The following is a 19,847-nucleotide window of genomic DNA, read 5'->3' on the forward strand; positions in this document are numbered from 1 at the left end:
TGCTCCATTGTCTGCGGACGGTTGTACAGAGGTCCGTCCGATTCCGGAGGCTCCCCTCCGGTGGCGAGCGGACGGTGCCGCACCGGCCGTCCGGTGTCGCTACCATCCGGAGATGCGCGCGCGATGGTCTGAAATGCCTGGTATGCGAGCAGCTCGTGGATAAATCTGCGAACAAGGGGCGCCGGCCACGCGCCGCGGAACGGCTCGCCACCCGCCTCCGGCTCGACGCCGCGCGGGACGCAGGACGGCTGAGCGAGACCGACCACGCCGCCCGCACCGCTCGCGCGACCCGGGTGCGCACGATCGGCGACCTGCGGGCCCTGACCAGCGACTTGCGCGATGCGCGCGCGGCCGACGAGGCCGAGCGCCCCGTCCGCCCGCCCGGGCCACCGCCCACCGGCCGACCGAGCCCCTCCGGTGTCCAGCCCACCGAACTCGGACCGAGCGCCGGCTCGTCCACCCCCTGGTCGGTGGCGGCTGCCCCTGCTTCGGCCGTGTCGGCCACCGCCGGCTCCACGCCGAGTGGCCGCGGGGAAGCCGGTACGTCCAGCGGTGAGCCGACAACGAGCGGCCGTGGTGAGCCCGTCGGTGAGGGTGCGCGAGCGGAATCCGCTGCGTCCGTCGCGGACCCCGTGCCTGTGCGGTCGGACGGTACGTCCGAGGGGCGGGCGTCGTGGGTACGTGGTCCTGTCGGTGTGGTGGTGGCCGTGCTGATCGCGATCGTGGGGGTCTGGGTGATCGCTACGAATCCGTTCGCCGCCGACGAGACGTCCGCGCGACCGGAACTGCCGGATATGACGACTGCCGCGGGTGTCGACTCGTTCCTCGGTGCCTATCGGGAGCATTTCGGGGATCTGCTCGCCGACGAGGTGACCTTCCATCCGACGCACGTGTCGATCGTGCGGGCGGTGGCCGGTGACCCGGCACAGGCCGAACGGTATTCCTACGACGGTGAGTTCGATACCTGGTCGAATCCGGACGACCGCGATCCGGAGCTGGCCCCGATCGATCTCGGAGTCATCGATATCGCGACGCTGGGCACCATGCTGGCCGACGCCCCACGGACCGTCGGCGCACCGGGGACGACGCTGAGCCACGTGATTCTCGAGCGGTCGCCCCTGTCGCGCGACCGGGAGCCGCTGTTCGTGATCTATCCCGCATCCGGTGGATTCTGGATGGTCACCACCGCCGGAGAGTCGGTGTATGTCTCGAGCTTCGGGTCCTGACGCGGCGCAGATCACCGTGGTTTCACCGGTGTGCTGCGGGTAAGACGAACACCACGGGGCCCTGACCTCCCGTGGCGGGACGAATCCGGCCGGGAACAGGGCCGAACCAGACTTGGGAGAGCGAGGCCGGTATGAGCGCTGGTGAGAAGCGGGTCGCGCGCGAACTGCTCGAATGCGCCGGCACCACCTATGCCCGGGAAGCGGGGATCTCCCTCGCCGACAAACCCGCGCCGCTGTTCCAGCTGCTGATGCTGGCACAGTTGCTGAGTACCAGGATCTCGGCCGAGATCGCGGTGTCCGCGGCGAAGGAGCTGGTGGCCGGCGGGTTCCGGACCCCGCAGCGGGTGGCCGATGCGGATTGGCAGGACCTGGTCGATGCGCTGGGCCGCGGCCACTACCGGCGCTACGACGAATCGACGGCGACCCGGCTCGGCGAGAACGCGCGGATGCTGCTGGATCGCTACCGCGGTGATCTCCGTCGGCTAGCCGACGAGGCCGGGCACGATCCGCGCCGCACGGCCGATCTGCTGCAGGAGTTCAAGGGGATCGGCCCGACGGGCGCCGAGATCTTCCTACGTGAGGTCCAGGATGTGTGGACCTGGCTGCGGCCGCGGTTCGACGACCGAGCGCGACATGGTGCGAAGCTGCTGCATCTGCCCACCGATCCCGGTCACCTGGACGAGCTGAGCCGCTCGGGGCACGATGCCGAGCTGGCAGCGGCATTGGTGCGGGTCGGCCGCGACCGTGAGCTCGCCGACCGGGTACTGGCTGCCGCGCACTGAACAGCACGGGCTGTGGTGGGCTGGAAAACACCGGCTGCCGAGGATCGAACGGCACCGACGGGTGCGCGCCGAAGATTTTTCCGTCGGGCGGGAATGAACCTCAGCACCCGCTCGTTGAGCCGATAGAAGCAAGGTTGAGTGAACATGGCTCAAGTCCCCGGTTGACTCCGATGCGATCGGAGTGCAGGATTGAGCCGACCACGCTCAGTGTTGCTGAGGGCAGTGCTCCGTGAGGTGTCAGGGGCGAGTCCCTGCGTCATCCACAGTTCCATCAGTTTCATCACCTAGGAGGAATCACTATGGCTCGTGCGGTCGGTATCGACCTCGGGACCACGAACTCGGTCATCGCCGTTCTCGAAGGCGGTGAGCCGGTCGTCGTCGCCAACTCCGAGGGATCGCGCACTACCCCGTCGGTCGTCGCATTTGCGAAGAACGGCGAAGTTCTGGTCGGCCAGCCCGCCAAGAACCAGGCCGTCACCAACGTCGACCGCACCATCAAGTCCGTCAAGCGGCATATGGGCGAAGACTGGAACGTCGAGATCGACGGCAAGAAGTACACCCCGCAGGAGATCAGCGCGCGCACGCTCATGAAGCTGAAGCGCGACGCCGAGTCCTACCTGGGTGAGGAGATCACCGACGCGGTGATCACCGTGCCCGCGTACTTCGAGGACGCGCAGCGCCAGGCCACCAAGGAGGCCGGTCAGATCGCAGGTCTGAACGTGCTGCGCATCGTCAACGAGCCCACCGCGGCCGCGCTGGCGTACGGCTTGGACAAGGGCGACAAAGAGCAGACCATCCTGGTCTTCGACCTCGGTGGCGGCACCTTCGACGTGTCGCTGCTGGAAATCGGCGAGGGTGTCGTCGAGGTCCGCGCGACCTCCGGTGACAACCACCTCGGTGGCGACGACTGGGACAACCGGATCGTCACCTGGCTGGTCGACAAGTTCAAGTCCAGCACGGGCATCGACCTGACCAAGGACAAGATGGCCCTGCAGCGGCTGCGTGAAGCCGCCGAGAAGGCGAAGATCGAGCTGTCGTCGAGCCAGTCGACCTCGATCAACCTGCCCTACATCACCGTGGACTCGGAGAAGAACCCGCTGTTCCTCGACGAGCAGCTGACCCGCTCGGAATTCCAGAAGATCACCTCCGATCTGCTGGACCGCACCCGGCAGCCGTTCCAGTCGGTGATCAAGGACGCCGGCATCTCGGTCAAGGACATCGACCACGTCGTGCTCGTCGGTGGTTCCACCCGTATGCCCGCCGTGACCGAACTGGTCAAGGAGCTGACCGGTGGTCAGGAGCCCAACAAGGGCGTGAACCCGGACGAGGTTGTCGCCGTCGGCGCCGCCCTGCAGGCCGGTGTGCTGCGCGGTGAGGTCAAGGACGTCCTGCTGCTCGATGTCACCCCGCTGTCGCTGGGTATCGAGACCAAGGGTGGCGTGATGACCAAGCTCATCGAGCGCAACACCACCATCCCCACCAAGCGGTCGGAGACCTTCACCACCGCCGACGACAACCAGCCGTCGGTGCAGATCCAGGTCTTCCAGGGTGAGCGCGAGATCGCCTCGCACAACAAGCTGCTCGGCTCCTTCGAGCTGACCGGTATCCCGCCGGCTCCGCGTGGCGTGCCGCAGATCGAGGTCACCTTCGACATCGACGCCAACGGCATCGTCCACGTCACCGCGAAGGACAAGGGCACCGGCAAGGAGAACACGATCAAGATCCAGGAGGGCTCCGGCCTCTCCAAGGAAGAGATCGATCGGATGGTCAAGGACGCCGAGGCGCACGCCGCCGAGGACAAGGCCCGCCGCGAGGAGGCCGAGACCCGCAACCAGGCGGAGTCGCTGGTCCACCAGACCGAGAAGTTCATCGCCGACAACGCCGAGAAGGTGCCCGCCGACACCAAGGAGAAGGTCGAAGCGGCCGTCTCCGAGGCCAAGGAGGCGCTGAAGGGCACCGATATCGCCGCGGTGAAGTCCGCGGTCGAGAAGCTGGCCACCGAATCGCAGGCCCTGGGCCAGGCGATCTACGAGGCCTCCGCGGCCGAGGGCGGTGCCGCCGGCGAGGGCGCACCGGGCGACGGCCAGTCCACCGATGACACCGTCGTCGACGCCGAGGTCGTCGAGGAGCCGGAGAAGAAGTGACCGAAAAGAACCCACAAGAGGAACCGGTCACCATCGTCGACAACCGCAAGATCGATCCCAACGGCGAAGCCGCCAAGGGTGAGGTGAACGAGGCCGCGGCGGCTGCGGAATCCGAGGAATCCGCCGCCGCGGGCCCGGGCGCGGACACCGGCGAAGGTGTGCAGTCCGAATTGGCCGAACGCACCGCGGATCTGCAGCGGCTGACCGCGGAATACGCGAACTACCGCCGCCGCGCGGAGCGCGACCGCAAGGCCGCCACCGATGCCGCCAAGGCGACGGTGGTCACCGAGCTGCTCGGTGTGCTCGACGATCTGGATCGTGCTCGCTCGCACGGCGATCTCGAGGCCGGGCCGCTGAAGTCGGTGGCCGACAAGCTCACCGACGCACTGCAGAAGCAGGGCCTCGAGGAGTTCGGCGCCGAGGGGGAACCGTTCGACCCGACACTGCACGAGGCCGTGCAGCACGAGGGCGAAGGACACAACCCGGTGATCGGTTTGGTGATGCGTAAGGGTTACCGCCTCGGCGACCGCGTGCTGCGGCACGCGATGGTCGGTGTGACCGATGCGGTAGCGGAATCGGCGTCGGCGCCGGATGATACGAATACCGCCCGCGATGGCGACGGTGCCGAGTAACACACGGCCGCCGGCCGCTGTGCGCGACGTGACGGAAGGAGGGAATGCCCGGTGAATCGGGAGTGGTTGGAAAAGGACTTCTACAAGGAGCTGGGCGTTTCCTCCAGCGCGACCCAGGACGAGATCAAGAAGGCCTACCGCAAACTGGCCCGGGATCTGCATCCGGACAAGAATCCGGGAGATACCAAGGCTGAGGAGCGCTTCAAAACGGTCAGCGAGGCACATACCGTGCTCGCCGACCCGGAGAAGCGCAAGGAGTACGACGAGGCTCGGCGCCTGTTCACCAGCGGCGGTTTCGGCCGCGGTGGCTATGCGCCGGGCGGCGGGTACACCGGCGGGGGCGGATTCTCGAACGAATTCAACCTGGGTGACATCTTCGGTGGTGCCGCGGCCGGTGCCGGCGACGGCGGACTCGGCGATATTCTCGGCGGTCTGTTCAACCGGGGCGGCGGTGCTCCCCGGACCGCCTCCCGGCCGCGCCGCGGTAGCGATGTGGAAACCGAGACGACTCTCGGGTTCCGGGAGGCCGCACAGGGAGCCACCGTTCCGCTGCGGATGACCAGCCCGTCGCCGTGCACCACCTGTCACGGCAGCGGCGCCAAGCCGGGTACCAGCCCGCGAGTGTGTCCGCACTGCAACGGATCCGGTGTGGTCAGCCGGAACCAGGGCGCCTTCGGGTTCAGTGAACCCTGCGAGGACTGCCGTGGCACCGGTTCGATCATCGACGATCCGTGTGTGGATTGCCGCGGTACCGGCGTGCAGAACCGCACCCGCACCATCACCGTGCGTATCCCACCCGGGGTGCGTGACGGTCAGCGGATCCGGCTGGCCGGACAGGGCGAGGCCGGACTGCGCGGTGCCCCGTCGGGCGACCTGTTCGTGGTCGTACACGTCAGTCAGGACAAGGTCTTCGGCCGCAACGGCGACGACCTGACCCTGGTGCTTCCGGTGAGCTACAGCGAATTGGTACTCGGGACAACGGTTTCCGTCCCTACCCTGGAGGGTAGAGTCGGAGTGAAGGTGCCACCCGGCACCGCCGACGGCCGGACGTTGCGAGTGCGCGGGCGCGGAGTGCCCAAGCGCGACGGCGGTGGCGGCGACCTGCTGGTCACTGTCAAGGTCGCGGTTCCGCAGAAGCTGGACGACGAAGCCGCCGAGGCGCTGCGAAGCTACGCGGAGGCGGAGAAGGCCGCGGGGTTCGACCCGCGGGCCGGCTGGGCAGGTGCGTAATGAACGGTGATCCGACGAATCGGCCTACCGGCACCGAGTATTTCCTGATCTCGGTGGCGGCGCAGCTGGCGGGTATGCATGCGCAGACACTGCGTACCTACGACCGGCTGGGATTGGTCACACCGCACCGTACTTCGGGCGGTGGGCGGCGCTACTCCTCCCGCGATGTGGAACTGCTGCGCGAGGTGCAGCGGTTGTCGCAGGACGAGGGCGTCAATCTGGCCGGCATCAAACGGATCATCGAATTGACCAATCAGGTCGAGGTATTACAGCAGCGGGTCGGCGAATTGACCGCCGAGGTGGACAACCTGCGAGCCGGGCATCGTCCCGATCTCGCTCCGCAGCGCAGCACTGCACTGGTGGTGTGGCAGCCGCGCAACAAGCGGCGGTAGCTACCGGCCGGTGTGAACTGCCTACTGCGAACAGCGCTCCCGGGTGGGGGCGCTGTTCGCGTCTGCGCTGGAGTACCGCCCGCTCAGAGCCCGTCGAAACGGATGGCTTCCGGCGGGGTTCCGGTGGCGACCAGACGTTCCAGCGTCGCCTGGGTCATCCCCGGCGACCCGCAGACCAGAACCTGGTGGTGCAGCAGTGGACCCATATCGCCGACCACATCGGCGAGGGTGCCCTCCAGCATCTCGTCGACATCGAATCCGATGTCCACCCGGGAATTCTCGTGGTAGGGGTCGGGCCAGTGCGGGTCGGCGGCATTTTCCACCACCGGAACGACTGTGAGCCAGGGGAGTTCACCGGCCAGCAGATAGAGCATGTCCGAGGCGTACAGATCGCGCGGGCTGCGTCCGCCGATGAACAGATGGGTCTGCGGCGGCTGTGGGCGGCGGGACAGATCCAGCAGCAGGGAACGCATCGGCGCCAAACCCGTTCCGCCCGCGATCATCACCAGATCGGTGGTGTCGTAGTCGACCTTCAGCCAGCCCGCCGGTGCGCTGATCAGCCATTCGTCGCCAGGCACGGTGTCGTTGACCAGCGTTCCACTGCACCACCCGCCGGGGACCGTGCGCACGTGGAATTCGAGCTTGCCGTCCAGTGACGGCGGCAACGCCGGCGACAACCGCCGCCGCATGCCGGGATGATGCGCGGTTCGGATCTCCACCGACTGGCCCGCCTCGAACGGGACGAACTCGCCGATCAACCGGATCACCGCGAGATCGTGGCGCAGGCGGTGGTGCCCGACCACCGTGGAGGACCATTCGGTCTGCCCATCCAGGCGAATCTCACCGGTCTCGTCCGGACCCAAAGTCACCGTGCCTCCTGAAGTTTGCGGGACACCCGCACCCGGTCGGCCCGGTGAGCCGCTGCGCGATTGTCGCTCACCGTGCCTCCTGAAGTTTGCGGGACACCCGCACCCGCACCCGAATCACCACGCTACCTTCACACCGGGTCCGAGCTGATCACGTAGTCCGGTGTGCCGACGGCGAGCAGGGCGCGGGTGGTGTCGCTGATCATCTGGGCCGACCCGGCGATCTGGATCTGGCGGTCCGCCCACGAGCCGAAGCTCGCCACCACCGCGCCCAGGTTCCCGATCAGCCGCCGATGCATGCCGAACGGCGGATCGGCGGGGGGATGGGGATGCCAGTACGGATTGGATTCGCTCTCGCACACCGGAACCACGGTGAGCCACGGATTGCTCAGCGAGAGCTGCCACATGTTCTCCACGTCGTAGAGGTCGCACGGATAGCGACCGCCGATGAAGAAGTGCACGCGAGGGTTATCGCCGCGCCGGCCCATATCGATCAATTGCGCACGCAGCGGGGCGATTCCGGTACCGGAGCCGATCATCAGCACATCGCGGCGCGAGGTCGTGTCGACGTGTAGAGCCCCCAGCGGTCCGGCGATCCGCCAGATATCGCCCACCTGGGTCTCCGCGACCATGCCGGGACTCACCGCGCCGTCACGCACTCCGCGGATGTGGAATTCGATCTCGCCGTACGGATTGGTGGGGATCGCGGGAGACAGATACCGCCACATCTTGGGGCGCTGCGGGACGCAGACCGGCACGTACTGGCCGGCCAGATACGGGATGGGTTCCTCGGATTGCAGCCGCACGATCGCCAGATCGTCCAGCACGCGCCGGTGGCCGACCACCTTGGCTTCCCAATAGGGTTGCGAGCTGTCGGAATTGGCACCGATCGCCATCGAGGCGGAGATCAGGATGGCGATATCGCGCCAGCCCTCCTCCAGATCCCGGGTCCACAGCGGGCCGTTGTAGGTATGGAAGGCGGCGAGTAGTGCCCGGCCGGCGATATCGAAATGGCTCGCCTCGACGCCGTACTTGCGATGGTCGACCGCCAACTGTTCGAGGAACCCTTGCGCCTGGTCCCAGCGTTCCAGATGGTCGAGCACGTACTGGATGGCGCTGACCATCCGTTCGTGCTGCAGCTCCATGCTGGGCGGGAACAGCTCGCGCAGCCCGGGAGCCTCAGCGAAGAGATGACTGTAAAACGCGCTGATCAATCGTCCGGATCCGTGAGGAGCCTCGAGGATCGACCGGAAGTTGGCGCGGACCAGCGCAGCCGAACGCGCATCCACGACGTCGAGCTTCCTTTCCTGTGTGAACTACCCGACCGGCGATATGCGCGATCGGCCCCGCGAACCAGTATCCACGAAAACCGGTGGTGGCTCCGACCCGGGCGGGCCGACTTTACCCAGCCTTGTTGTCGGCGAAACGTGTCAACCTCATCCACTGGGATGTCCGCGCGCGTAGCGTTGTGATCGCCTGGTGAAAATCTCGAGAATTGCCGAACTTGAGCGGAACAGACTCAACTCCTACCGCGTTGAACTGTCAAGAAGAGTACGAGCGGTGACCGCCCGGATCTGACCGACACTCACGCGACACGACACGTAGGAAGGTGATTGTGGACTCGTTCAACCCCACCACCAAGACCCAGGCCGCCCTGACGGCGGCACTGCAGGCGGCCTCGGCCGCCGGGAATCCGGAGATCCGGCCGGCTCACCTGCTGGTGGCGCTGCTGGATCAGACCGACGGCATCGCCGGCCCGCTGTTGAAGGCCGTCGGTGTCGATCCGGCCGCGGTGCGCGGCGAAGCCCAGGACGTCGTCGAACGGTTGCCCCGCGCATCCGGTGCGACCACCCAGCCCCAGCTGGGCCGCGAAGCCCTGGCCGCGATCACCGCCGCCCAACGCCTGGCCACCGAACTCGGCGACGAGTACGTCTCCACCGAACATGTGGTGGTGGGGCTGGCCGAGGGCGACTCCGACATGTCCCAGCTGTTGCTGAAATACGGTGCGACCGCCGACGCGCTGCGCGAGGCGTTCACTGCCGTCCGTGGCAACACCCGGGTGACCTCGGCCGACCCCGAGGGCACCTATCAGGCGCTGGAGAAGTACTCCACCGACCTGACCGCCGCCGCCCGCGACGGCAAACTCGATCCGGTCATCGGCCGCGACACCGAGATCCGGCGCGTGGTGCAGGTCTTGAGCCGGCGCACCAAGAACAACCCGGTGCTGATCGGTGAGCCCGGCGTCGGTAAGACCGCCATCGTGGAGGGTCTTGCCCAACGCATCATCGCCGGAGATGTGCCCGAATCGCTGCGCGGGAAGACACTGGTCTCCCTCGACCTCGGCGCCATGGTGGCCGGGGCGAAGTATCGCGGCGAATTCGAGGAGCGTCTCAAGGCGGTGCTGGAGGAGATCAAGTCCAGTGCCGGGCAGATCATCACGTTCATCGACGAGTTGCACACCATCGTGGGCGCCGGCGCGACCGGCGAATCGGCGATGGACGCCGGCAACATGATCAAGCCGATGCTGGCGCGCGGTGAACTGCGCCTGGTCGGTGCCACCACACTCGACGAGTACCGGCAGCACATCGAGAAGGACGCCGCCCTGGAGCGGCGGTTCCAGCAGGTGCTGGTCGGGGAGCCGACGGTGGAGGACACCATCGGCATCCTGCGCGGACTGAAGGAACGCTACGAGGTCCACCACGGCGTGCGGATCACCGACTCCGCCCTGGTGTCGGCGGCCACCCTCAGCGACCGCTACATCACCTCCCGGTTCCTGCCCGACAAGGCGATCGACCTGGTCGACGAATCGGCGTCCCGGCTGCGCATGGAGATCGACTCGCGGCCGGTGGAGATCGACGAGGTCGAACGTGCGGTGCGCAGGCTCGAGATCGAAGAGGTCGCACTGGCGAAGGAGACCGACGAGGCGTCCAAGCAGCGCTTGGAGAAGTTGCGTCAGGAACTCGCCGACGACCGCGAGAAGCTCAACCAGCTGATGGCCCGCTGGCAGAACGAGAAACAGGCCATCGACTCGGTGCGCACCGTCAAGGAGGAACTCGAGACGCTGCGCGGCGAATCCGAGCGCGCCGAACGCGACGGCGATCTGGGTAAGGCCGCCGAACTGCGCTACGGCCGCATCCCGCAGCTGGAGAAGCAGCTCGCCGAGGCCGAGAAGCAGGCCGGTAAGTCCGGCAGCGGCGGCATCGAGGACGAGGTCATGCTGAAGGAGGAGGTCGGCCCGGACGACATCGCGGAAGTGGTGTCGGCGTGGACCGGGATCCCGGTCGGCCGCATGCTCGAGGGCGAAACGCAGAAGCTGCTGCGGATGGAGGAGGAGCTCGGCCGGCGCGTGGTCGGCCAGCGCGAGGCGGTTGCGGCCGTATCGGATGCGGTGCGCCGTGCCCGTGCCGGGGTGGCCGACCCCAACCGGCCCACCGGCTCGTTCATGTTCGTCGGACCGACCGGTGTCGGTAAGACGGAGCTGGCGAAGGCGCTGGCGGACTTCCTGTTCGACGACGAACGCGCCATGACCCGCATCGATATGAGCGAGTACTCCGAGAAGCATGCGGTGGCTCGCCTGGTCGGTGCTCCGCCCGGATACGTCGGCTACGACCAGGGCGGGCAGCTCACCGAGGCGGTGCGGCGACGCCCGTACACGGTGGTGCTGTTCGACGAGATCGAGAAGGCCCATCCGGATGTCTTCGACATCCTGCTGCAGGTCCTCGACGAGGGGCGGCTCACCGACGGCCAGGGCCGCACGGTGGACTTCCGCAACACCATCCTCATCCTGACCTCCAACCTGGGGGCGGGCGGTGACAAGGAACTGGTGATGAACGCCGTGCGCTCGGCGTTCAAGCCGGAATTCCTCAACCGGCTCGACGACGTGGTGATGTTCGCCCCGCTCGACGAGGCACAGCTCGAGCACATCGTCGACATCCAGCTGGCGCAGCTGCAGAAGCGGTTGTCGCAGCGCCGGCTGAAGCTGGACGTCAGCGATTCGGCACGGTTCTGGCTGGCGGTGCGCGGGTACGACCCCGTCTACGGCGCCCGCCCGCTACGGCGGCTGATCCAGCAGGCCATCGGTGATTCGCTCGCCAAGGAATTGCTGGCCGGCGAGGTCGCCGACGGTGACCTGGTGAAGGTCAACGTCGCCGCCGACGGGGACGGACTGATCGTCGGACGGTGATGTGAACCGGCGTACGCGGCGGGTGAGCCGACAGCTCACCGGCCGCGTTGCCGTGTGGGCAGGTGCGGGCCTCGGTACGGCTGTGCTCCCCGTTCTCCGCATTTCGTGAACGGGAGCCCATCTGCACCTACTCTGGAGCGCATGACGAATCCGAGCGACCCGTGGGCGCAGCGACCGGATTCACCCGATACGCCGACCGAAAAACTCGGGGCGACGGGCCGAGATCCGGGCGAGACGCCGACGCACACGACGGAATACTCGGAAGCCTACGGCGAGCACCCCGACCCGTACGAGAGCACGCGGCCCTACGGTCACCCCGGCCCGTACGAGCAGACCTCGCCCTATGAATTCCCCGCGCATCCCGAATATCAGGGCGGCTATTTCGATCAGCCACCCGGCCCCAACGCCACCCGCGAACTGCCGCCCTACGACAGCCAGTGGGGCGCCTACGAGTCCGGCCACGGTGCACCCGGCGGCTACCCGTACGGCGCCGAGCCCGGTGGTCCCGGCGGGCCCGGTGATGCTCTCGGTCCCACCGGACTGCCGGTGGAGGAACCCCGCCGCAGCCGCACCGGTCTGTGGCTCGGCCTCACCGCCGTGGCCTTTCTGGTGGTCGTGCTGGGCGGCATCGCCGCCGGGCTGATGCTCGCCGGCAACAACAGCGACTCCACCACCGCGGCCACCGGTCCCTCGGCGCCCCCGATTCCGGTGGTCCCGCCCGAGGGCAGCGGCCCGCAACCCGGCACGCCTGAAATGCCCGGCCTCGGCGGAATCGATGGCATCGGCGCCACCATGGGCACCGTGAGCACCAACGACGGCACCACCCTCGTGGTCCAGTCCCTGATGGGCGACTCGGTCACCGTGCGCACCGACGGCGACACCGAGGTCATCTCCATGGGATCGGGTCAGGTCGCCGACCTGAGATCCGGCGACATGGTCGTGATCCAGGGCGACAAGTCCCCCGACGGCTCGATCCTGGCCAAGATCATCATCGCCACCCAGCTACCGCGATAACACCCGACTATCCGAGTAACAGGCGCTTGGTTCACCACGCGCCGGACTTCGCCCCCAATTTCCTCCTCCCCGAACCGAGCGAAGGCCCACCGCGAAGCACACCTACTCGAGAGTGCTCCTACCCCGCCGCAGCGGAGCGGAGGCAGATAATACAGAAACGCTGACTGTGCGGGCGCGGGCAATTGCGACCACACCATCTAGACTCGGGGGTGATGACAGCAGCAATCTGGTTCGGCCTCGCGGCGATCGCACTGGTGGGTGCGATCGTACTGCTGTATTTCGATCGCGTGCAGCGGCAGCGGACCGGACACGTACGGCAGGTCTGGGCCAAATCCCAGGGGTATACCTACGTTTCGGTCGAACCGTCGCTGGCATCGACGTGGCGGCGTGGGGCGATGGCCAAGCTGGGGTATCTGTCCGCGATCGATGTGGTGTCCGGTAATCGCAAGGGCGAGAAATTCGTTCTGTTCGATCTGGAGGATGCCGCGACGCTGGTGGCGGTGCGCCGCCAGATCGGCTCCGATATCGATATCGATCTCCGGCTCAAGACCGCGGCCCCGCCCAAGGATGTCGATCTGGAACTGCTCGGCGCCATCGGCGACCGCGTGGTCTTCGCGACCAATCCGGATATCGCCCGCCATGCGGTGGACCAGCGCATGGTGCACTTCATCGAAACGCTGCCGCATACCGTGCAGCAGCTGTGGAGTGAGGGCAACTGGACCTTGGGTCTGCTGCCGGTCGGTACCACCGCCAAGGAGTGGGAGACCGCGATCGACGCCGTGCTCCGGCTGTCGGGTCTGCTGCACGTGCTGCCGCCCATCACCGGCGGGGAACGCTTCCTGGACGAGACTTCCGTTCCGGTGCGCCGCGACGAGGGTGACCGCTACGACGACGACCCGCGTTTCGACGACCGGGAGCCGGTACGTGAGCGTTTCGACGACGGTGACGACTTCGCCTTCGGTGCCTCCGACGTCCGTGACGACCGCCGTGCCGACGATTTCCGCGACGACCGCGGAGCCGACGATTTCGATGCCCGTTTCCAGGACGACCGCTTCGAGGACGACCGTTTCGACGACGACCGTTTCGACGACGACTTCGAAGGCGGCAACCGTTTCGAGGACGACGCCCGCTTCGACGGTGTCCGTTTCGACGACGACCACCGCGAGAGCCCCCGTTTCGAGGACGACGACTTCGAGCCCGCATTCGGTGACGACGCCCGCCGGGCCGACGACCCCACCGGCCCCGATGTCCACGATGACCGGGAGCTGTCCGACCGCCCGGACCGCGACGACGACGGCCGGGGTCCCGACACTGCGCGAGCTGCCGATACCACGGACCGGGAATCGGGCGTGATCGGTGGTTCGCTGGTCAGCGATATCGCGGGTGAGCCCGAACCGAAGCCGTCGCGCCGCCCGGCGCTGGCGGTCGTTCCGGACCCGCGTAATCGGGTCCGCCGCAACTGGCCGCCCGCCGAGGAGTACGTCGAGGACGACGAACCCGAAGCCGTCGCGGACGACCTCGATCGACCCCGTGACGAGGACGAGACACCCCAACGCCCGGGTGGTCCGTTCCATCCGGGATTCCGCCCTTATCAGGGCCCCGCACCGCGGTGACCGGTCCGGTTCGCGAACCGGTGTCCGGGCGCCGGAATTGCCAGCCCGACATCAGGTGGTTGACGACCCATGGCCGATAGCCCGCGCCCCGAGGACCCGATTACCGCCCGGCTGCCCGGCGCCACCCGTCCGGTAGCGCTGGTGACCGGCCCCACCTCGGGTATCGGCAAGGGGTACGCGCACCGGCTGGCCTCCCTCGGCTACGACCTGGTGCTGGTGGCCCGCGACGAGGTGCGGTTGCGGGCTCTCGCCGACGATCTGCACCGGCGATTCGGCGCGAACGCCGAGGTGATGCCCGCCGACCTGGCCCAGTCCGCCGCCCGCGAGACGATTGCCGATCGGCTGTCGGAGGGGGTGGATTTCCTGGTCAACAACGCCGGCTTCGGTCTCACCGGCGAATTCTGGACGGTGGAACCGCAGGCGTTGCAGGCCCAACTCGACGTCAATGTCACCTCGGTGCTGCAATTGACCCGTGCCGCGCTGCCGCCGATGATCGCCGCCGCCAAGGGATCGGTGGTCAATGTCGCCAGCGTGGCCGGACTGGTTCCGGGACGCGGATCGACCTATTCGGCGTCCAAGGCTTACGTCATATCCTTGACCGAGGGTCTGGCCGGTGGTCTGGTCGGAACCGGGGTCCGGATGCAGGCGCTGTGTCCCGGATTCGTACGAACGGAATTTCACGAGCGCGCCGGAATCTCGATGTCGTCACTGCCGAAGCCCCTGTGGCTCGATGTGGATCAGGTGGTCTCCGGCTCGCTGGCGGATCTGGAGTCCGACCGGGTGATCAGTGTGCCCGGACTGCAGTACAAGGCACTCACCGCCGCCGCCGGATTCATTCCGCGCAGCCTGGTGACCCGGATCAATCGAGGCTTGTTCAACGCACGGGGAAGGACATGAACCCACATGATCGCAACCACCACCGATCGCGACAGATTGGCAGAGCTGGTCAGGAAGCTCGCCGTCGTGCACGGCCGGGTGACACTGTCCTCCGGTAAGGAGGCCGACTACTACGTCGATCTGCGCCGAGCGACCCTGCATCATCAGGCGGCGCCGCTGATCGGCACGCTGCTGCGGGAACTGGTGTCGGACTGGGAGTTCGACGCTGTCGGCGGTCTCACCATGGGTGCCGATCCGGTGGCGCTGGCGATGCTGCACGCGCCGGGGCGTCCGCTGGACGCGTTCGTCGTCCGCAAGGCCGCCAAGACGCACGGGATGCAGCGGCAGATCGAGGGCCCAGACATCGTCGGCAAGCGAGTGCTGGTCGTCGAGGACACGACTACGACCGGAAACTCGCCGCTCACCGCGGTGCGGGCGCTGCGCGAGGCGGGAGCCACGGTGGCCGGGGTCGCCACGGTCGTGGACCGCGAGACCGGTGCCGACCAGGTGATTGCCGCCGAGGGCCTGGAATATCGCTCGATCCTCGGGCTGAAGGATCTGGCTCTGGGGTGATATCTGCCCCTGGGTTAGCCTGGACGCCGGTTGTGTCGGAAGTGTGAAGGGTCGAGTGAGTCACCAGTGGTGAGCATTGCAATCAATGAGGGTCGCAGGAACGTCGCGATGCTCGGCATCGGCGCGTACCGCCCCCAGCGCGTAGTCAGCAACGCCGAGGTGTGTGAGGTCCTGGATTCCACGCCGGAGTGGATCTTCGAGCGTACGGGTATTCACAGTCGGCGCTGGATCAGCGGTGACGAGACCCTGCGCACCATGGCCGTGGCCGCCGGTGAACGCGCGATCGCCAGCAGCGGCATCGACAGCTCCAAGATCACCACGCTGATCCTGGCCACCTCCAGCTGGCTCAAGCTCACCCCGCACGGCGCCCCGTCGGTGGCCTACGACCTGGGGATGAACGGTATCTCCGCATTCGACCTGACCTCCGGCTGCGGCGGCTTCGGCTACGCACTCGGGGTGGCCGCGGATCTGATCCGCGCCGGCTCCTCGGAATACGTCCTGGTGATCGGTGCGGAGACGATGACCGTCGGCCTCGATCCCAAGGACCGCGGCACCGCGATGATCTTCGGCGACGGTGCCGGTGCGGTCGTGGTCGGCCCGAGTGAGCACAACGGCATCTCACCGACGGTGTGGGGCAGCGACGGCGAGAGCGCCGAGGCGATCTCTCAGGACGTCGACTTCCTCGAGTTCATGAACAAGGCGCAGGCGCTGCAGGGCACCGATCCCGAGGTGGAACCCGTGGGCCGGATGTCGCTGCGCATGGAGGGCCCGCGGGTGTTCCGCTGGGCCGCGGTCACGCTGCCGCGTGCCCTGTCCACCGCACTCGAGGTGTCCGGGGTGGCCAAGGACGAGATCGAGGTATTCGTCCCGCATCAGGCCAATGCCCGCATCAACGAATTGATGAAGAAGAACCTGGGCCTGGCCGAGGACATTCCGATGGCCAACGACATCGAAAACACAGGGAACACATCGGCCGCGTCGATCCCGCTCGCGATGGAGGAGATGCTGGTGACCGGTAAGGCCAAGGGTGGTCAGCTGGCACTGCTGCTCGGTTTCGGTGCCGGCCTGAGCTACGCCGGACAGGTCGTCACGCTGCCGCCCAAGCCGCTCGAACCCAGTTTCTGAGCCGAGAGTACGGCCGGACACCGGCGGTCTGCGCTGAACCGGCCGCCCGAGGAGTTGAGATGGCACGACCGTTTCGGGCCGCGTTCGCCGGAGCTGCCCTGGTCACAGTCGCGGGTGCGGCGACCGGGCGGGACCGTTGGCAATGGGTCGCCAAGCCACTGCTGATGCCGTTGCTGATGGCGGATGCGGTGCACCGCGATCGCGCTGCCGGCCGTGATTGCGGCGCAGCTGCGGGCGACAGTGGTGTCGCTACGGCGGACACGGCCGCATGTGGACGCCGGGACGGCGGCGCAGCTGGGAGCGAGGCGCTGTCCGGTCCGGACCGGCGGCTGTTGTTCGGTGCGCTGACTGCCGCGACCGTCGGTGATGTGCTGCTGATCGATCCCGACGACGATCGGCGACTGGTCGCGGGTGCGTCCGCGTTCGCGGTGATGCAGACCGGATATTCCGTGCTGTGGTGGCGCCGCGGCGGCCGGCCACGGATATCGGTCGCCGTTCCGCGCATCCTCGCCTGGCTGGGCGCCGGGGCGCTGCTGGGGCTGCGTGCACCTCGCATCGCGGTTCCGCTGACCGCCTACGGTGCGACGCTGGCCACCGCCGCCACCCTCGCCGCGGATCCTGCGCTGGCTCCCGAGGCGAAAGTCGTTGCCGGAACGGTAGTTCCGGGACGCGATCCGCGTAGCCGCCTGGCACTGGGTGCGCTGCTGTTCACCATGTCCGACGGCCTGATCGTGCTGCGCAGGCTGTTCGCCCCCACGACCCGCTCGCGTCGTGCCACCGAGGCGGTCATCCTCGCGACCTACGCGGGGGCGCAGTACCTGCTCACCGATCCCGCCCGCTTCGACCGGCCCTGAGCCCGGCGGGCCCAGGACACTAGGTCTCGTGCGCGTTCGTTCACCCGCGCAGTCTGAGCACCGCCATGACTCTGCGGTGATGGGTTTCCGACGGTGGCAGATCCAACTTCGCGAAGATGTTGCCGATGTGCTTTTCCACCGCCCGTTCGGTCACCGTGAGGGCCCCGGCAATGGCGGCGTTGGTCAGGCCCTGAGCCATCAGTTCGAGCACCTCGCGTTCGCGCGGGGTGAGTCGGGCCAGCGAATCCTGTTGTCGTGCAGCGCCGAACAACTGGCTCACCACCTCGGGGTCGAGGGCGGTGCCGCCGGTGGCGACCCGCACCAGGGCGTCGGCGAATTCGCGGACGTCGGCCACCCGATCCTTGAGCAGGTAGCCGACACCGCCTGCCCCGCCGGCGAGAAGTTCGGTGGCGTACCGGGTTTCGACCCATTGGGAAAAGACCAGCACGCCGACCTCGGGAAATTTACGCCGCAGTTCGATCGCGGCCAGTAGCCCTTCGTCGGTGAACGACGGCGGCATCCGGACGTCGACGACCGCCACATCGGGCCGGGTCTCGGCGATGATCTCCTCGAGCCGGATCGCATCGCCGACCATCGCCACGATCTCGTGCCCGCGATCGGTGAGCAGCCCGGCCAGACCGTCGCGCAGGATCGCGTTGTCCTCGGCGATCACAATGCGCAGCGTCGGGGCGGACTCGCCCGGCGCGCTCATTGCGGGCCCGCCGTCGGCAATGTCATGGTGACCACCGTGGGGCCGCCGACCGGGCTGTCCACCGTCAGCGCGCCGTCCACGGCGCGGGCGCGTGCGGCCAGGCCGGTGAGTCCGCCGCCGACCAGGCGTTCGGTGGGTGCTTCGCGGTCGATCGAGGCAGGTGTGGAAACGGGCAGGACCGGCTCGCGCACCCCGCCGTGGCCGTTGTCGCGCACGGTCACCGCGATGGTCGAGCCCCCCGTCGGAGCGACCGATACCCACGCGGTGCTCGCACCCGAATGTTTGACCACGTTGGTGAGCAGTTCGGCGACCGAGAAATAGGCGATGGCCTCGATCGCCGGATGGGGTCGCTGCGGCAGGTGCACCCGCAGTTCGACCGGTATCGCGCAGCGGGCGGTGAGGGTTTCCAGCGCGGGCTCCAATCCGAGTTCCAATGCGGGAGGGTGGATCCCGCGCACCAGTTCGCGTAGTTCGGTCAGCGCTTCCTTCGACGAGTCGCGGGCGTCGGCGATCAGCTCGTTCGCATCGCCGCCGTGCACCATGCGTTCCTCGGCGCGCCCCAGCGTCATCGCGATACTCACCAGCCGGGCCTGGGTGCCGTCGTGCAGATCCCGTTCCAGCCGTCGCAGCGTCGCCGTGGAATCCTCGACGGCCGCTCGCCGGCTCTCCCGCAGTTCCACCAGCTGCCGGTCCCGGGTGGTCGGCGTCAGCAGTGCACTCATCAGAGCCCCGTGGGCCCAGCACACCGCGCGCACGATCCACGGCAACACGAAGACTCCGACGATGCCGATCGCCGCGAATCCGAGTACCCGCGGCCAGGTGTCGATGTAATAGTCGTCGAACTGGACCATCGAATGCCGTTCGCGGCCCATCTCGTCCACGTTCGTCGGATGGAACAGGGCCCAGGGGATGGGGGAGATCGCGACGAATACCGTCATCGCGACGGCGAGCAGCACCCAGTAGCCGACGAAGACCCCGAGCACCAGCTCGGCGACGAGAAAGACCAGGGCCCGCCAGGAGGTCCGGTCGGTGAAGGCGCTGCGCAGCCAGCCGAGGAATCCGGGCCGTGGCCGAAACGGCGGCGGCGCGGGCAGCTCCAGGTGCAGCAGCGCCGATCCCACCGCGCGGTAGACGCTGCCCCAGATCCGGCCGCCGAGCAGGACTCCGGCCAGCAGCGGAACGCCCAGCAGTAGCACGATCACGCCGAACAGGCCCACTCCGTACCCGATGTACAGATAGGTCATCGCGAGGCCGCCGAGGATGCCGGCCGCGATCAGGAAGGCGAACTCCCGCCAGGTTCGGGCCTCGAACGGCGCTCTGAGGAAGGCCAGGACACCCGTGAGCACACCGGGCGGACGGGAGTCGGGACGTTCCATGCTGAGGGTCGGTTCAGCGTAGGTCTCGGTCATAGGTTCCATGGTGGTCGGCGTGGAGGGGCCGGACGAGGGAGCAGACCGGCGAATTCATGGTGTGGACAGCACCACCTTCGGGCCGAGATTACCTGTGCCCACCGATATCGCGGGTGCGCAGCTCCGCGGTGCCGTCGCGCCGATGCGGCGGCGCGACTCCCCAGGGCAGGCGCGGCGGACGCCGGGCTCACGGCGCGGCACCTCGGTTTCGCGGCG

General features: G+C 67.7%; 17 protein-coding genes. 13 read left to right on the plus strand and 4 right to left on the minus strand.

What is annotated here, in order from left to right:
- The first annotated feature begins 155 nt into the window (after positions 1-155).
- From NV2_RS24185 to NV2_RS24210, 6 genes are all read left to right on the plus strand, one after another.
- Positions 156-1,226: a DUF1707 SHOCT-like domain-containing protein gene (locus tag NV2_RS24185; RefSeq protein WP_067878863.1), complete on the plus strand. Its 1,071-nt coding sequence runs from the start codon at positions 156-158 to the stop codon at positions 1,224-1,226.
- 131 nt (positions 1,227-1,357) lie between these two features.
- Positions 1,358-2,008, plus strand: coding sequence for an HhH-GDP family DNA glycosylase (locus tag NV2_RS24190; protein ID WP_067878865.1), 651 nt, complete (start codon positions 1,358-1,360; stop codon positions 2,006-2,008).
- Positions 2,009-2,307: 299 nt separating this feature from the next.
- Positions 2,308-4,152: a molecular chaperone DnaK gene (gene dnaK, locus NV2_RS24195; protein WP_067878867.1), complete on the plus strand. Its 1,845-nt coding sequence runs from the start codon at positions 2,308-2,310 to the stop codon at positions 4,150-4,152.
- A complete protein-coding gene (gene grpE / locus NV2_RS24200) occupies positions 4,149-4,784 on the plus strand; it encodes a nucleotide exchange factor GrpE (RefSeq protein WP_067878869.1) in 636 nt (211 codons plus the stop codon). The genes dnaK and grpE overlap by 4 nt, the downstream gene beginning before the upstream one ends.
- A gap of 51 nt (positions 4,785-4,835) precedes the next feature.
- Positions 4,836-6,014, plus strand: a complete 1,179-nt coding sequence (gene dnaJ, locus NV2_RS24205) for a molecular chaperone DnaJ (protein WP_067878871.1) — start codon at positions 4,836-4,838, stop codon at positions 6,012-6,014.
- Entirely contained in the window at positions 6,014-6,406 is a 393-nt protein-coding gene (locus tag NV2_RS24210) for a heat shock protein transcriptional repressor HspR (protein ID WP_067878873.1), read from the plus strand. The genes dnaJ and NV2_RS24210 overlap by 1 nt, the downstream gene beginning before the upstream one ends.
- Before the next feature lie 83 nt (positions 6,407-6,489).
- Here NV2_RS24210 and NV2_RS24215 read toward each other — a convergent pair whose 3' ends face one another.
- Together NV2_RS24215 and NV2_RS24220 are read right to left on the minus strand one after the other, a co-directional pair.
- Positions 6,490-7,275 (minus strand): FAD-binding oxidoreductase, encoded by a 786-nt coding sequence (locus NV2_RS24215; protein ID WP_084475372.1) that lies wholly within the window; start codon positions 7,273-7,275, stop codon positions 6,490-6,492.
- A 128-nt stretch (positions 7,276-7,403) separates the two neighbouring features.
- The gene (locus NV2_RS24220; protein WP_067878875.1) at positions 7,404-8,561 is read right to left on the minus strand and encodes an FAD-binding oxidoreductase; all 1,158 of its coding nucleotides are present in this window, start codon (positions 8,559-8,561) and stop codon (positions 7,404-7,406) included.
- A gap of 326 nt (positions 8,562-8,887) precedes the next feature.
- Here NV2_RS24220 and clpB point away from each other — a divergent pair, with 326 nt between their 5' ends.
- From clpB to NV2_RS24255, 7 genes are all read left to right on the plus strand, one after another.
- The gene (gene clpB / locus NV2_RS24225) at positions 8,888-11,455 is read left to right on the plus strand and encodes an ATP-dependent chaperone ClpB (protein WP_067878877.1); all 2,568 of its coding nucleotides are present in this window, start codon (positions 8,888-8,890) and stop codon (positions 11,453-11,455) included.
- 141 nt (positions 11,456-11,596) lie between these two features.
- Positions 11,597-12,469, plus strand: coding sequence for a DUF5666 domain-containing protein (locus NV2_RS24230; protein ID WP_067878883.1), 873 nt, complete (start codon positions 11,597-11,599; stop codon positions 12,467-12,469).
- A 212-nt stretch (positions 12,470-12,681) separates the two neighbouring features.
- Positions 12,682-14,082: a TtfA family protein gene (locus tag NV2_RS32400; RefSeq protein WP_067878885.1), complete on the plus strand. Its 1,401-nt coding sequence runs from the start codon at positions 12,682-12,684 to the stop codon at positions 14,080-14,082.
- Positions 14,083-14,151: 69 nt separating this feature from the next.
- Positions 14,152-14,979, plus strand: coding sequence for an SDR family NAD(P)-dependent oxidoreductase (locus NV2_RS24240; RefSeq protein ID WP_067878888.1), 828 nt, complete (start codon positions 14,152-14,154; stop codon positions 14,977-14,979).
- Positions 14,980-14,985: 6 nt separating this feature from the next.
- Positions 14,986-15,531, plus strand: coding sequence for an orotate phosphoribosyltransferase (gene pyrE, locus NV2_RS24245; RefSeq protein ID WP_067878891.1), 546 nt, complete (start codon positions 14,986-14,988; stop codon positions 15,529-15,531).
- A gap of 66 nt (positions 15,532-15,597) precedes the next feature.
- Positions 15,598-16,656 (plus strand): beta-ketoacyl-ACP synthase III, encoded by a 1,059-nt coding sequence (locus tag NV2_RS24250; protein WP_067878893.1) that lies wholly within the window; start codon positions 15,598-15,600, stop codon positions 16,654-16,656.
- Positions 16,657-16,715: 59 nt separating this feature from the next.
- On the plus strand, positions 16,716-17,510 hold the full coding sequence (locus tag NV2_RS24255; protein ID WP_067878895.1) for a lysoplasmalogenase family protein: 795 nt from the start codon (positions 16,716-16,718) through the stop codon (positions 17,508-17,510).
- 40 nt (positions 17,511-17,550) lie between these two features.
- On the opposite strand, the gene NV2_RS24260 is transcribed toward NV2_RS24255, so the two are convergent.
- Positions 17,551-18,222, minus strand: coding sequence for a response regulator transcription factor (locus NV2_RS24260; RefSeq protein ID WP_067878898.1), 672 nt, complete (start codon positions 18,220-18,222; stop codon positions 17,551-17,553).
- The gene (locus tag NV2_RS24265) at positions 18,219-19,631 is read right to left on the minus strand and encodes a sensor histidine kinase (protein WP_084475374.1); all 1,413 of its coding nucleotides are present in this window, start codon (positions 19,629-19,631) and stop codon (positions 18,219-18,221) included. Before NV2_RS24265 ends, NV2_RS24260 begins: the two co-directional genes overlap by 4 nt.
- Positions 19,632-19,847 lie beyond the last annotated feature (216 nt).

Origin of the sequence: Nocardia vermiculata NBRC 100427 (assembly GCF_001613265.1) — a bacterium.
Taxonomy (GTDB): Bacteria; Actinomycetota; Actinomycetes; order Mycobacteriales; family Mycobacteriaceae; genus Nocardia; species Nocardia vermiculata.

What these genes read in the sequence shown, in the direction of transcription:
- NV2_RS24190 (WP_067878865.1), top strand. Translation starts at nt 1,358, where the DNA reads ATGAGCGCTGGTGAGAAGCGGGTCGCGCGCGAACTGCTCGAATGCGCC.
- dnaK (WP_067878867.1), top strand. Translation starts at nt 2,308, where the DNA reads ATGGCTCGTGCGGTCGGTATCGACCTCGGGACCACGAACTCGGTCATC.
- NV2_RS24210 (WP_067878873.1), top strand. Translation starts at nt 6,014, where the DNA reads ATGAACGGTGATCCGACGAATCGGCCTACCGGCACCGAGTATTTCCTG.
- NV2_RS24230 (WP_067878883.1), top strand. Translation starts at nt 11,597, where the DNA reads ATGACGAATCCGAGCGACCCGTGGGCGCAGCGACCGGATTCACCCGAT.
- NV2_RS32400 (WP_067878885.1), top strand. Translation starts at nt 12,682, where the DNA reads ATGACAGCAGCAATCTGGTTCGGCCTCGCGGCGATCGCACTGGTGGGT.
- NV2_RS24240 (WP_067878888.1), top strand. Translation starts at nt 14,152, where the DNA reads ATGGCCGATAGCCCGCGCCCCGAGGACCCGATTACCGCCCGGCTGCCC.
- pyrE (WP_067878891.1), top strand. Translation starts at nt 14,986, where the DNA reads ATGATCGCAACCACCACCGATCGCGACAGATTGGCAGAGCTGGTCAGG.
- NV2_RS24255 (WP_067878895.1), top strand. Translation starts at nt 16,716, where the DNA reads ATGGCACGACCGTTTCGGGCCGCGTTCGCCGGAGCTGCCCTGGTCACA.
- NV2_RS24260 (WP_067878898.1), bottom strand. Translation starts at nt 18,222, where the DNA reads ATGAGCGCGCCGGGCGAGTCCGCCCCGACGCTGCGCATTGTGATCGCC.
- NV2_RS24265 (WP_084475374.1), bottom strand. Translation starts at nt 19,631, where the DNA reads ATGACCGAGACCTACGCTGAACCGACCCTCAGCATGGAACGTCCCGAC.